The sequence below is a fragment of the uncultured Escherichia sp. genome (assembly GCF_948475835.1).
GTDB lineage: Bacteria > Pseudomonadota > Gammaproteobacteria > Enterobacterales > Enterobacteriaceae > ECMA0423.
In genome coordinates this window covers 18775-32152 of the sequence record NZ_CAOLGM010000047.1, presented here as the reverse complement: position 1 = coordinate 32152, position 13378 = coordinate 18775, and the positions used below count along the sequence as shown (strand labels likewise).

Below are 13378 nucleotides of genomic sequence, written 5' to 3'. Positions count from 1 at the left end.
TTGGTCGCAGGTTCGAATCCTGCACGACCCACCAATGTAAAAAAGCGCCCTAAAGGCGCTTTTTTGCTATCTGCGATACTCAAAGATTCGAACCTGCAGCAGGTTTGAGTTGAGCGCAGCGAAACAACGGAGCCGCTCGCGGCGACGGCCCGAAGGGCGAGCGAAGCGAGTCATCCTGCACGACCCACCAATGTAAAAAAGCGCCCTAAAGGCGCTTTTTTGCTATTCAGGCATCCTCAATTTCACTTTGTAAACCTGATGACATCGTCAGAGCTTACTGTGCAAGCAACTCTACGTCGGTGGAATTAGGCGTAATTCGAGTGACTTTTCCCCACCATTCGACTATCTTGTTTAGCATATAAAACAAATTACACCGATAACAGCGAATATTACGCTAATGTCGGTTTTAACGTTAAGCCTGTAAAACGAGATGGTAAGATGAGCGTAATGTTTGATCCAGACACGGCGATTTATCCTTTCCCCCCGAAGCCGACGCCGTTAAGCATTGATGAAAAAGCGTATTACCGCGAGAAGATAAAACGTCTGCTAAAAGAACGTAATGCGGTGATGGTTGCCCACTACTATACCGATCCCGAAATTCAACAACTGGCAGAAGAAACCGGTGGCTGTATTTCTGATTCTCTGGAAATGGCGCGCTTCGGTGCAAAGCATCCCGCTTCTACTTTGTTAGTCGCTGGGGTGAGATTTATGGGAGAAACCGCCAAAATTCTCAGTCCGGAAAAAACAATTCTGATGCCGACACTTCAGGCTGAATGTTCACTGGATCTCGGCTGCCCTGTTGAAGAATTTAACGCATTTTGCGATGCCCATCCCGATCGTACTGTCGTCGTCTACGCCAACACTTCTGCTGCGGTAAAAGCGCGCGCAGATTGGGTGGTAACTTCAAGCATTGCCGTCGAACTTATTGATCATCTTGATAGTTTGGGTGAAAAAATCATCTGGGCACCCGACAAACATCTGGGGCGTTACGTGCAAAAACAGACGGGTGGAGACATTCTATGCTGGCAGGGTGCCTGTATTGTGCATGATGAATTTAAGACTCAGGCGTTAACCCGCTTGCAAGAAGAATACCCGGATGCTGCCATACTGGTGCATCCAGAATCACCACAAGCTATTGTCGATATGGCGGATGCGGTCGGTTCCACCAGTCAACTGATCGCTGCTGCGAAAACATTGCCACATCAGCGGCTTATCGTGGCAACCGATCGGGGCATTTTCTACAAAATGCAGCAGGCAGTGCCAGATAAAGAGTTACTGGAAGCACCAACCGCAGGTGAGGGTGCAACCTGCCGCAGCTGCGCGCATTGTCCGTGGATGGCCATGAATGGCCTTCAGTCCATCGCAGAGGCATTAGAACAGGAAGGAAGCAATCACGAGGTTCATGTTGATGAAAGGCTGCGAGAGAGGGCGCTGGTGCCGCTCAATCGTATGCTGGATTTTGCGGCTACACTACGTGGATAACGAATAATAAGGCGTAACGTTACGCTTTGGGGGAAAGATGGATTTTTTTAGTGTGCAGAATATCCTGGTACATATACCAATAGGGGCAGGCGGTTATGATCTCTCATGGATCGAAGCGGTAGGCACGATCGCCGGGTTGCTGTGTATTGGCCTTGCCAGTCTGGAGAAGATCAGCAACTACTTCTTTGGCCTGATCAACGTCACCTTGTTTGGCATTATTTTCTTTCAGATTCAGCTGTATGCCAGCCTGCTATTACAGGTGTTTTTCTTTGCCGCGAATATTTACGGTTGGTATGCGTGGTCGCGACAAACCAGTCAGAACGAGGCGGAGTTGAAAATTCGCTGGTTGCCATTGCCGAAGGCACTCAGCTGGTTGGCGGTTTGCGTTGTTTCGATTGGTCTGATGACGGTATTTATCAATCCGGTGTTTGCATTTTTGACCCGCCTGGCAGTCATGATCATGCAAGCATTAGGATTACAGGTTGTGATGCCTGAACTGCAACCGGACGCTTTCCCGTTCTGGGATTCATGCATGATGGTGTTATCTATCGTGGCAATGATTCTGATGACGCGTAAGTATGTGGAAAACTGGCTGTTGTGGGTGATTATTAACGTGATTAGCGTCGTTATTTTTGCACTTCAGGGCGTTTACGCCATGTCTCTGGAGTACATCATCCTGACCTTTATTGCGCTCAACGGCAGCCGGATGTGGATCAACAGCGCACGTGAAAGAGGCTCACGCGCGCTGTCCCATTAATGGTGATGATGTGAATGGCCAGACACCCCTTCATTCAGGTGGCAGTCTGGCCCATGACAAGGTTGATATTCCATCTGAATGGTGGCGTGCTCAATCTGATAGTGATCCATCAGGTAGTGTTGGATCTGATCCAACAAGGCATCGTGATCGTGTGGCGGGATCACCTGCACATGCAACGTCATCACCGGCTTCTCGCCTACCATCCATACATGTACATGGTGCACATTGCGGACTTCCGGGATTTCCCGGCACATACGACGCTTCAGTTCAGCGATATCCAGCGATACCGGTGCACCTTCAAGTAATTCATTCACGCTATCTTTCAACAGTCGCCACGCGCTACGCAGAACCAGAAGCGACACCAGTATCGAGAGAATGGGGTCAGCAGGTGTCCAGCCAGTCCAGATAATAATCAACGCGGCAATAATAGCCCCAACCGAACCCAGCAGGTCCCCGAGCACATGCAGTGCCGCTGCTCGTACGTTGAGGTTTTTCTCTTCGCTGCCGTGATGAAGTAACCAGAAAGAAAGTATATTTGCCAGCAACCCAGCCACGGCAATTGCCATCATCATGCCGCCCTCGACCGGACGCGGCGTGCGGAAGCGTTCTATCGCCTCCCAGACAATCAAAATGGTAATTACCACGAGGGCTATGGCATTCACAAACGCCGCGAGCGTGGTCAGTCTTAGCCAACCGAAAGTGTGGCGAATGGTGGGAGGACGAAGTGAAAATTGCACGGCGAGTAGGGCGAAAAGCAGGGCGGCAGTATCGGTCAACATATGACCCGCATCGGCCAGCAATGCCAGAGAACCAGAAAGAAAACCACCAACGACTTCTACCAGCATAAACCCGGCAGTCACGCCGAAAGCATACAACAAGCGACGAGCATTATTATCTTCTGGCAGGTGTGAGGACGTGTGTGAGTGTGAGTGCGCCATGACGAGTCATCCCTTAATTATTCTCACTTAACTTTATGACATCATACTGCTTTTAGAAGTGAAAAATTAAAAGGGAGAGACTCCGCTCTCCCATTATTGGCTATTTTGCAGGGTTACTGCGTGGTACCGTCGGTTTTGGTATCGACATCATTATTGATGCCATCACCGGTTTGTACCTTTTTATTGATATCCGGACAGCGACCATCTTTGCACATGGTGTTCTTGTGCTCTTCATCTTTGGTCATTCCGTCATTGTTCATTGAAGAACCATCCGAATGCAGCATTGTGCCACCAGAACCGGTATTTACCCCGTTATTGTCGACGTTATTTGGCGCGACATTTTCACGGGCGTCAGGGGCTACCTGGCCCGCATCAGCTGCGGCGTTTGCCTGGCCGTTATTAGTTTGCGCTCCGCTATCGGCAGCCAGTGCGGCACCGCTGGCAAGGCTTAGAGTGGCAGTCAGAAATAATGTGGCCAGTTTTGTCATTTTCATAGGATGCTCCTGTTATGGTCGTTATGTCGGATAACCTCTTCCAACAGTGCATTTGCAGGTGAATATAAGGCATTGGTTTAAGGTTTCAGCCAGGTTATGAAACGCAGCAGAGAATCTTGAAATAATTAACAAACAAAGGAGTTACAGTTAGAAATTGTAGGAGAGATCTCGTTTTTCGCGACAATCTGGCGTTTTTCTTGCTAATTCCAGGATTAATCCGTTCATAGTGTAAAACCCCGTTTACACATTCTGACGGAAGATATAGATTGGAAGTATTGCATTCACTAAGATAAGTATGGCAACACTGGAACAGACATGAATTATCAGAACGACGATTTACGCATCAAAGAAATCAAAGAGTTACTTCCTCCTGTCGCATTGCTGGAAAAATTCCCCGCTACTGAAAATGCCGCGAATACGGTTGCCCATGCCCGAAAAGCGATCCATAAGATCCTGAAAGGTAATGATGATCGCCTGTTGGTTGTGATTGGCCCATGCTCAATTCATGATCCTGTCGCGGCAAAAGAGTATGCCACTCGCTTGCTGGCGCTGCGTGAAGAGCTGAAAGATGAGCTGGAAATCGTAATGCGCGTCTATTTTGAAAAGCCGCGTACCACGGTGGGCTGGAAAGGGCTGATTAACGATCCGCATATGGATAATAGCTTCCAGATCAACGACGGTCTGCGTATAGCCCGTAAATTGCTGCTTGATATTAACGACAGCGGTCTGCCAGCGGCAGGTGAGTTTCTCGATATGATCACCCCACAATATCTCGCTGACCTGATGAGCTGGGGCGCAATTGGCGCACGTACCACCGAATCGCAGGTGCACCGCGAACTGGCATCAGGGCTTTCTTGTCCGGTCGGCTTCAAAAATGGCACCGACGGTACGATTAAAGTGGCTATCGATGCCATTAATGCCGCCGGTGCGCCGCACTGCTTCCTGTCCGTAACGAAATGGGGGCATTCGGCGATTGTGAATACCAGCGGTAACGGCGATTGCCATATCATTCTGCGCGGCGGTAAAGAGCCTAACTACAGCGCGAAGCACGTTGCTGAAGTGAAAGAAGGGCTGAACAAAGCAGGCCTGCCAGCACAGGTGATGATCGATTTCAGCCATGCTAACTCGTCCAAACAATTCAAAAAGCAGATGGATGTTTGTGCTGACGTTTGCCAGCAGATTGCCGGTGGCGAAAAGGCCATTATTGGCGTGATGGTGGAAAGCCATCTGGTGGAAGGCAATCAGAGCCTCGAGAGCGGGGAGCCGCTGGCCTACGGTAAGAGCATCACCGATGCCTGCATCGGCTGGGAAGATACCGATGCTCTGTTACGTCAACTGGCGAATGCAGTAAAAGCGCGTCGCGGGTAAGGTTTAATTGTCGGATGCGCCGTCAGAGTGGCGTATCCGATGAATCACCACAGGCCTGATAAGTCGCGCAGCGTCGCATCAGGCAATGTGCTCCATTGTTAGCAACAAAAATGCCGACTCACTTGCAGTCGGCTTTCTCATTTTAAACGAATGACGTTTACTTCGCTTTACCCTGGTTTGCAACCGCCGCTGCTTTCGCTGCGATCTCGTCAGCATTACCCAGATAATAGCGTTTCAGCGGTTTGAAATTCTCGTCGAACTCATACACCAGCGGCACGCCAGTCGGGATATTCAGCTCAAGAATCTCTTCTTCGCTCATGTTATCAAGATATTTCACCAGCGCACGTAAAGAGTTACCGTGTGCAGCGATGATCACGCGCTCACCGCTCTTCATACGCGGCAGAATAGTTTCATTCCAGTAAGGGATCACGCGGTCAATGGTCAGCGCCAGGCTTTCCGTCAGCGGCAGTTCTTTTTCGCTCAGTTTCGCGTAACGCGGATCGTGACCCGGATAACGCTCATCATCTTTAGTCAGTTCCGGCGGAGTCACTGCAAAACCACGACGCCACTGTTTCACCTGCTCGTCGCCATACTTTTCAGCAGTTTCCGCTTTGTTCAGACCCTGCAACGCACCGTAGTGACGTTCGTTCAGTTTCCAGGATTTCTCAACGGGCAGCCATGCCTGATCCAGTTCGTCCAGCACATTCCACAGGGTATGGATAGCGCGTTTCAGCACAGAGGTGTAAGCAAAGTCAAAGCTGTAACCTTCCTCTTTCAGCAGCTTACCTGCTGCTTTTGCTTCGCTTACGCCTTTCTCAGACAGATCCACGTCGTACCAACCGGTGAAACGGTTTTCTTTGTTCCACTGACTTTCGCCATGACGAACCAGAACCAGCTTAGTTACAGCCATATACTTACTCCTCAAATCATTTTTTAATGATAATAATTCTCATTATATTGCCGTGACGAAGCAACAGCAATGCTTACGCATAACCATAGCGAAAATAGTGTCGCAGTGTAAGGTTGTTGTGAATATTGAGTTGCAAATATGTCGGTGTTTGCTGGTGATTTGAGCAATATAAGGATAAAGCCCTCATTACGAGGGCTTCAGGTGCTACTCAGCAATAAACTGATATTCCGTCAGGCTGGAATACTCTTCGCCAGGACGCAGGAAGCAGTCCGGTTGCGGCCATTCAGGGTGGTTTGGGCTGTCCGGCAGAAACTCGCTTTCCAGTGCCAGGCCTTGCCAGTCGGCGTAAGGTTCAGTTCCTCTTGATGGCGTGCCGCCGAGGAAGTTGCCGGAGTAGAATTGCAGAGCCGGAGCGGTGGTGTAGACCTTCAGCTGCAATTTTTCATCTGCTGACCAGACATGCGCCGCCACTTTCTTGCCATCGCCTTTGGCCTGTAACAAGAATGCGTGATCGTAACCTTTCACTTTGCGCTGATCGTCGTCGGCAAGAAACTCACTGGCGATGATTTTGGCGCTACGGAAATCAAAAGACGTTCCGGCGACAGATTTCAGGCCGTCGTGCGGAATGCCGCCTTCATCAACCGGCAGATATTCGTCCGCCAGAATCTGCAACTTGTGATTGCGCACGTCAGACTGCTCGCCGTCAAGATTGAAATAGACGTGATTAGTCATATTCACCGGGCAAGGTTTATCAACTGTGGCGCGATAAGTAATAGAGATACGGTTATCGTCGGTCAGACGATATTGCACCGTCGCGCCGAGATTACCCGGGAAGCCCTGATCGCCATCATCTGAACTCAGGGCAAACAGCACCTGACGATCGTTCTGGTTCACAATCTGCCAGCGACGTTTGTCGAACCCTTCCGGGCCGCCGTGCAGCTGGTTAACGCCCTGACTTGGCGAAAGCGTCACGGTTTCACCGTCAAAGGTATAACGGCTATTGGCGATGCGGTTGGCATAACGACCAATAGAGGCCCCCAGAAACGCAGCCTGATCCTGATAGCATTCCGGGCTGGCACAGCCGAGCAGCGCCTCGCGGACGCTGCCATCGGAAAGCGGAATACGGGCGGAAAGTAAAGTCGCACCCCAGTCCATCAGCGTGACTACCATCCCTGCGTTGTTACGCAAAGTTAACAGTCGGTACGGCTGACCATCGGGTGCCAGTGCGGGAGTTTCGTTCAGCACTGTCCTGCTCCTTGTGATGGTTTACAAACGTAAAAAGTCTCTTTAATACCTGTTTTTGCTTCATATTGTTCAGCGACAGCTTGCTGTACGGCAGGCACCAGTTCTTCCGGGATCAACGCGACGATACAGCCACCAAATCCGCCGCCGGTCATGCGTACGCCACCTTTGTCACCAATCACAGCTTTGACGATTTCTACCAGAGTGTCAATTTGCGGCACGGTGATTTCGAAATCATCGCGCATAGAGGCATGAGACTCCGCCATTAACTCGCCCATACGTTTCAGGTCGCCTTGCTCCAGCGCGCTGGCAGCTTCAACGGTGCGGGCGTTTTCGGTCAGGATATGACGCACGCGTTTCGCCACGATCGGGTCCAGTTCATGCGCAACAGCGTTGAACTCTTCAATGGTGACATCGCGCAGAGCTGGCTGCTGGAAGAAACGCGCACCGGTTTCGCACTGCTCACGGCGAGTATTGTACTCACTGCCAACCAGGGTACGTTTGAAGTTACTGTTGATGATGACCACAGCTACGCCTTTCGGCATGGAAACTGCTTTGGTCCCCAGTGAGCGGCAGTCAATCAGCAAGGCATGATCTTTCTTGCCGAGTGCGGAAATTAGCTGATCCATGATCCCGCAGTTACAGCCAACAAACTGGTTTTCTGCTTCCTGACCGTTAAGCGCGATTTGTGCGCCGTCCAGCGGCAGATGATAAAGCTGCTGCAATACGGTTCCGACCGCGACTTCCAGTGAAGCGGAAGAACTTAACCCGGCACCCTGCGGCACATTGCCGCTGATCACCATGTCCACGCCGCCGAAGCTGTTGTTACGCAGTTGCAGATGTTTCACCACGCCACGAACGTAGTTCGCCCATTGATAGTTTTCATGCGCGACAATGGGCGCATCGAGGGAAAACTCGTCGAGCTGATTTTCATAATCGGCTGCCATTACGCGAACTTTACGGTCATCGCGTGGCGCACAGCTGATCACGGTTTGATAATCAATCGCGCAGGGCAGAACGAAACCGTCGTTGTAGTCGGTGTGTTCACCAATCAAATTCACGCGGCCAGGCGCCTGAATGGTGTGAGTGGCAGGGTAGCCAAATGCGTTGGCAAACAGAGATTGTGTTTTTTCTTTCAGACTCATTTCTTACACTCCGGATTCGCGAAAATGGATATCGCTGACTGCGCGCAAACGCTCTGCTGCCTGTTCTGCGGTCAGGTCTCGCTGGGTCTCTGCCAGCATTTCATAACCAACCATAAATTTACGTACGGTGGCGGAGCGCAGCAGAGGCGGATAAAAGTGCGCGTGCAGCTGCCAGTGTTGATTCTCTTCGCCATTAAATGGCGCGCCGTGCCAGCCCATAGAGTAGGGGAAGGAGCACTGGAAGAGGTTGTCATAACGACTGGTCAGCTTTTTCAACGCCAGTGCTAAATCGCTGCGCTGGGCATCGGTCAAATCGGTGATCCGTAAAACGTGGGCTTTGGGCAGCAGTAGCGTTTCGAACGGCCAGGCAGCCCAGTAAGGCACTACGGCTAACCAGTGTTCGGTTTCGACAACGGTACGGCTACCGTCTGCCAGCTCGCGCTGAACATAATCCACCAGCATTGGCGATTTCTGCCCGGCAAAATATTCTTTTTGCAGGCGGTCTTCGCGCTCAGCTTCGTTAGGCAGGAAGCTATTTGCCCAAACCTGTCCGTGCGGATGCGGGTTAGAGCAGCCCATCGCCGCACCTTTGTTTTCAAAGACCTGCACCCACGGGTACGTTTTTCCCAGCTCTGCGGTTTGCTCCTGCCAGGTTTTGACGATTTCCGTCAATGCCGCAACGCTCAGTTCTGGCAACGTTTTACTGTGATCCGGTGAAAAGCAGATCACCCGGCTGGTACCGCGCGCGCTCTGGCAACGCATCAAAGGATCGTTGCTTTCTGGCGCATCTGGCGTGTCAGACATCAAGGCCGCAAAATCATTAGTGAAAACGTAAGTCCCGGTGTAATCGGGGTTTTTATCGCCTGTCACCCGCACATTACCTGCGCAGAGGAAGCAATCTGGATCGTGCGCAGGTAACACCTGTTTGGCTGGCGTTTCCTGCGCCCCCTGCCAGGGGCGCTTAGCGCGGTGCGGTGAAACCAGAATCCATTGCCCGGTGAGCGGGTTGTAGCGGCGATGTGGATGATCAACGGGATTAAATTGCGTCATGGTCGTTCCTTAATCGGGATATCCCTGTGGATGGCGTGACTGCCAGTGCCAGGTGTCCTGCGCCATTTCATCGAGTGTGCGCGTTACGCGCCAGTTCAGTTCGCGATCGGCTTTGCTGGCGTCCGCCCAGTAGGCCGGAAGGTCGCCCTCGCGACGCGGTGCAAAATGATAGTTAACCGGTTTGCCGCAGGCTTTGCTGAAGGCATTAACCACGTCCAGCACGCTGCTGCCTACGCCAGCGCCGAGGTTGTAGATGTGTACGCCTGGCTTGTTCGCCAGTTTTTCCATCGCCACGACGTGACCGTCCGCCAGATCCATTACGTGGATGTAATCGCGTACGCCAGTACCATCTTCGGTCGGATAATCGTTACCAAAAATCGCCAGCGAGTCGCGACGGCCTACAGCAACCTGGGCGATGTATGGCATCAGGTTATTCGGAATGCCTTGCGGATCTTCACCCATATCGCCCGACGGATGCGCGCCAACCGGGTTGAAGTAGCGCAGCAGGGCAATGCTCCAGTCCGGCTGGGCTTTTTGCAGGTCGGTGAGGATCTGTTCCACCATCAATTTGCTTTTGCCATAAGGGCTTTGCGGTGTGCCGGTCGGGAAGCTTTCAACGTATGGAATTTTGGGCTGATCGCCATAAACGGTGGCGGAGGAGCTAAAAATAAAGTTTTTGACGTTAGCGGCGCGCATGGCGCTAATCAGGCGCAGAGTGCCGTTGACATTGTTGTCGTAATATTCCAGCGGTTTTTGTACCGATTCGCCAACGGCTTTCAGCCCGGCGAAGTGGATCACGGTGTCGATAGCGTGATCGTGCAGGATCTCGGTCATCAACGCTTCGTTACGAATATCGCCTTCAACAAACGTTGGATGTTTGCCGCCTAAACGCTCGATAACAGGCAGTACGCTGCGCTTACTGTTACAGAGGTTATCAAGAATGATGACATCATGACCGTTTTGCAGTAATTGCACACAGGTATGACTTCCAATGTAACCGCTACCACCGGTAACCAGAACTCTCATAATTCGCTCCATTAGGCTTATGGTATGAAATAACCATAGCATAACAAAGATGCGAAAAGTGTGACATGGAATAAATTAGTGGAATCGTTTACACAAGAATTTAGCCGTTTTTTATGCGCGATTAAGTGATTATAAAACAGAGGGTTTATGAATGATTGCGCTTTTTATCTGAAAAAAGACGCGGTTTCATGCCTGCATGCGTCGAACTGTAGGCCGGAGAGGGGGCTTACGCCACATCCGGCACAGTCAGCATTACCAACTCAGTTTATTTTTGTCAGCGCATAGCGATAAAGGTCACCTTCCGGCACGAACTCAAGACGATGGGTAATACAGGCAGGCGCATCTTCAGCGTGGTGCGAAACAAACAACAATTGCGTTTCACCTTCGCTAATCAGCACATCAACAAAACGGCGGATAAGTTGGCGATTGAGCGGATCAAGCCCCTGTAGTGGTTCATCGAGAATAAGCAATGTCGGATGTTTCACCAGCGCGCGGACGATCAGCGCCAGACGCTGCTGTCCCCAGGAAAGACTATGGAACGGAACGTCAGCCGTGCGTTTATCAATGCCGAGAATATCCAGCCACTGCTGCACCAGTTTTTGCTGGCGATCCGAAACGGCCTGATAAATGCCAATCGAATCAAAATAGCCAGAAAGAATCACATTACGCACGGTAGTGCTGACCCGGTAATCCAGATGCAAACTACTGCTGACGTAACCGATATGCTTTTTGATATCCCAGATGGTTTCGCCGCTGCCGCGACGTCGGCCGAAAAGCGTCAAATCGTTGCTGTAACCTTGCGGATGATCGCCAGTAATCAGGCTTAATAACGTCGATTTTCCCGCACCATTTGGCCCGACAATTTGCCAGTGCTCGCCAGGATTCACCTGCCAGCTAAGGTTATTAAGAATGGGGCGATCGTTATAAGAAACCACGCCATTATTCAGCACAATGCGCGGTTCGTTGGTGGGTAAGGCGTGACGTGCTGAAGGTTCATCCGGCTCCGGCAGTTGCACACCTTCAAGCTGTTCGCTATGCGCCAGTTGCGCGACGAGTGCTTGCTGGAGCAGTTCCTCTTTAGCGCCCGTTTCCGCTAACGTACAATCCGCCAGCACGCCAGCAAACTGGACAAATTCCGGGATCTCATCGAAGCGATTGAGCACCAGTACCAGAGTAATACCGGACTGATGTAACGAGGCGAGTCGCTCAGCCAGCTGCTGACGTGAGGCAACATCCAGGCCATCGAACGGCTCATCAAGAATCAACAAGTCAGGCTCCGACATCAGCGCCTGACACAGCAGGGTTTTCGCGTCTCGCCAGTGGAAAGGTATTTAAAGCGTCGGTCGAGGAGGGCGGTAATACCGAACTGCTGCGCCAGTTGCATGCAACGCGGTGCATCCTTAACTTCATCCTGAATGATCTCAGCCGTAGTGCGTCCGGTGTCATCTTCGCCAGGGCCGAGCATATCGGTGTTATTCCGCTGCCATTCGTCGCTGACGAGCTTTTGCAATTGCTCGAAGGAGAGACGAGTGATGTGGGAAAACTGGCTTTGCCGTTCACCTTTCAAAAGCGGAAGTTCCCCCGCCAGCGCACGGGCCAGCGCCGACTTTCCACTTCCATTCGAACCGACAAACGCCCAACTATCACCCGCGTTTAACGTTAGCTGAGGCAATTGCAGCGTTTTTGTGTCGCTAAGACGAAACGTGCCTTGCAAAATTTGCAACGATGACATTTTATATCCCATTTTGTGCAGCGATTACTGATAGGGATACGTGTTTCATAACAAATTGTCAACACGCTTAGCATAGCGTGGCGATAATCACGCTGTCGGCATTAAAGTAGGCCGTGACATTCTGTCCTTGCTGAAGAGAAGTCGCTTCATTAACCGGCACTGTGGCGCACAGTGTTTGCCCGTCGGGTAGCGCCATTAATACTTCGCACTGCTCTGCGCCGCGCTCAATATGACTAATAATACCCGGTAATTGGTTGTCGGCGTTTTGTGCGACCGCTTCGTCCTGAGTAATGCCTACCCACGGCGCTTTTAGCAATATCAACACTTCTTTGCCTTCATCCAGCCCCAGACGTGCGCCGCTTTGTGCGGTAATTGCGACTTTCAGGCGTGTTTTTCCGTCAGCCAGTAAGACATCAACATGCTGTTGAACGTCATCATGATCGCGGGCGGTGATGGTGCCGAACCACTGGTTACGGGCGCTGGTTTGCAGTGAAAAACGTGAGATCGCGGCCAGCAGGCTGTTCAGCGGCAGGGCGTCATCGTCACTTAACACATCAAAGGCTTTTTGCTGGATTTGCGCCAGTAAGTCATAGAGCTGAATCAGTCGCTGACCATAGCGGGTCAGTACTGCGCCGCCGCCACCTTTACCGCCTGTTGCGCGCTCGACCAGAATATGCTCACTTAACTGATTCATCTCGTTAATGGCATCCCAGGCGCTTTTATAGCTGATACCGGCATCTTTCGCTCCCTGGCTAATGGAACCGGAAAGCGCAATGTGTTTTAGTAGCGAAATGCGGCGCGGGTCGGCGAATAATTTTTGTTGGAGCTTAAGGGTGAGAAGGATTTCGGCCTGCATAACAATGTCCTGGCAAAAGTCTTATTGTGACGGAAAACGAACGCCACGCAAAGCTGACCGCACAAAAGGGGAGTGCTTTTCTGTGCTTAGCGGTTAGAATAGTCTCATGACTATATCTGGAGTTGACCATGTTAGAGTTATTAAAAAGTCTGGTATTCGCCGTAATCATGGTACCTGTCGTGATGGCCATCATCCTGGGTCTGATTTACGGTCTTGGTGAAGTATTCAACATCTTTTCTGGTGTTGGTAAAAAAGACCAGCCCGGACAAAATCATTGATTCCCTGAATGCCCGCTTAGTCGGGCATTTTCTTTTTCTCAACTTCCTGCTTTTCCTGCCGATATTTTTTCTTATCTACCTCACAAAGGTTAGTAATAAC

General features: G+C 51.2%; 12 protein-coding genes, 1 other RNA gene and 1 pseudogene. 5 read left to right on the top strand and 9 right to left on the bottom strand.

Annotated features, from left to right (window positions below):
• Positions 1–64 precede the first annotated feature (64 nt).
• From QZF50_RS11235 to pnuC, 3 genes are all read left to right on the top strand, one after another.
• A non-coding RNA gene (locus QZF50_RS11235) (RtT sRNA) lies at positions 65–190 on the top strand.
• Between the two features lie 248 nt (positions 191–438).
• Positions 439–1482, top strand: coding sequence for a quinolinate synthase NadA (gene nadA, locus QZF50_RS11230; protein WP_000115295.1), 1044 nt, complete (start codon positions 439–441; stop codon positions 1480–1482).
• Positions 1483–1519: 37 nt separating this feature from the next.
• Complete coding sequence (gene pnuC / locus QZF50_RS11225) at positions 1520–2239, top strand: nicotinamide riboside transporter PnuC (RefSeq protein WP_000345401.1); 720 nt, start codon at positions 1520–1522, stop codon at positions 2237–2239.
• Here pnuC and zitB read toward each other — a convergent pair.
• Both zitB and QZF50_RS11215 read right to left on the bottom strand, forming a co-directional pair.
• Positions 2236–3177, bottom strand: a complete 942-nt coding sequence (gene zitB / locus QZF50_RS11220; protein WP_001471434.1) for a CDF family zinc transporter ZitB — start codon at positions 3175–3177, stop codon at positions 2236–2238. The two genes, pnuC and zitB, sit on opposite strands and share 4 nt — an antisense overlap.
• Before the next feature lie 113 nt (positions 3178–3290).
• On the bottom strand, positions 3291–3671 hold the full coding sequence (locus tag QZF50_RS11215; protein WP_000784351.1) for a YbgS-like family protein: 381 nt from the start codon (positions 3669–3671) through the stop codon (positions 3291–3293).
• 315 nt (positions 3672–3986) lie between these two features.
• Here QZF50_RS11215 and aroG point away from each other — a divergent pair, with 315 nt between their 5' ends.
• Positions 3987–5039 (top strand): 3-deoxy-7-phosphoheptulonate synthase AroG, encoded by a 1053-nt coding sequence (aroG, locus tag QZF50_RS11210; RefSeq protein WP_001109196.1) that lies wholly within the window; start codon positions 3987–3989, stop codon positions 5037–5039.
• A 157-nt stretch (positions 5040–5196) separates the two neighbouring features.
• Here the strand turns inward: aroG and gpmA are convergent, their stop codons facing one another.
• The 7 genes and pseudogenes from gpmA to modE form a co-directional block, all read right to left on the bottom strand.
• Positions 5197–5949 carry a 2,3-diphosphoglycerate-dependent phosphoglycerate mutase gene (gene gpmA, locus QZF50_RS11205; protein WP_001295305.1) on the bottom strand — a complete coding sequence of 251 codons (753 nt, stop codon included), beginning with the start codon at positions 5947–5949 and terminating at the stop codon, positions 5197–5199.
• A 204-nt stretch (positions 5950–6153) separates the two neighbouring features.
• The gene (gene galM, locus QZF50_RS11200; RefSeq protein WP_000931389.1) at positions 6154–7194 is read right to left on the bottom strand and encodes a galactose-1-epimerase; all 1041 of its coding nucleotides are present in this window, start codon (positions 7192–7194) and stop codon (positions 6154–6156) included.
• On the bottom strand, positions 7188–8336 hold the full coding sequence (gene galK / locus QZF50_RS11195; protein ID WP_000053415.1) for a galactokinase: 1149 nt from the start codon (positions 8334–8336) through the stop codon (positions 7188–7190). The genes galM and galK overlap by 7 nt, the downstream gene beginning before the upstream one ends.
• A 3-nt stretch (positions 8337–8339) precedes the next feature.
• Positions 8340–9386: a galactose-1-phosphate uridylyltransferase gene (galT, locus tag QZF50_RS11190; protein ID WP_000191518.1), complete on the bottom strand. Its 1047-nt coding sequence runs from the start codon at positions 9384–9386 to the stop codon at positions 8340–8342.
• Positions 9387–9395: 9 nt separating this feature from the next.
• The gene (gene galE, locus QZF50_RS11185) at positions 9396–10412 is read right to left on the bottom strand and encodes a UDP-glucose 4-epimerase GalE (RefSeq protein ID WP_001265443.1); all 1017 of its coding nucleotides are present in this window, start codon (positions 10410–10412) and stop codon (positions 9396–9398) included.
• A gap of 260 nt (positions 10413–10672) precedes the next feature.
• Positions 10673–12144, bottom strand: a pseudogene (gene modF / locus QZF50_RS11180) (molybdate ABC transporter ATP-binding protein ModF).
• A gap of 67 nt (positions 12145–12211) precedes the next feature.
• Positions 12212–13000, bottom strand: coding sequence for a molybdenum-dependent transcriptional regulator (gene modE, locus QZF50_RS11175; protein WP_001147439.1), 789 nt, complete (start codon positions 12998–13000; stop codon positions 12212–12214).
• Between the two features lie 128 nt (positions 13001–13128).
• On the opposite strand from modE, the gene acrZ reads away from it, so the two are divergent.
• Entirely contained in the window at positions 13129–13278 is a 150-nt protein-coding gene (acrZ, locus tag QZF50_RS11170; RefSeq protein ID WP_000891515.1) for a multidrug efflux pump accessory protein AcrZ, read from the top strand.
• Positions 13279–13378: the final 100 nt, after the last annotated feature.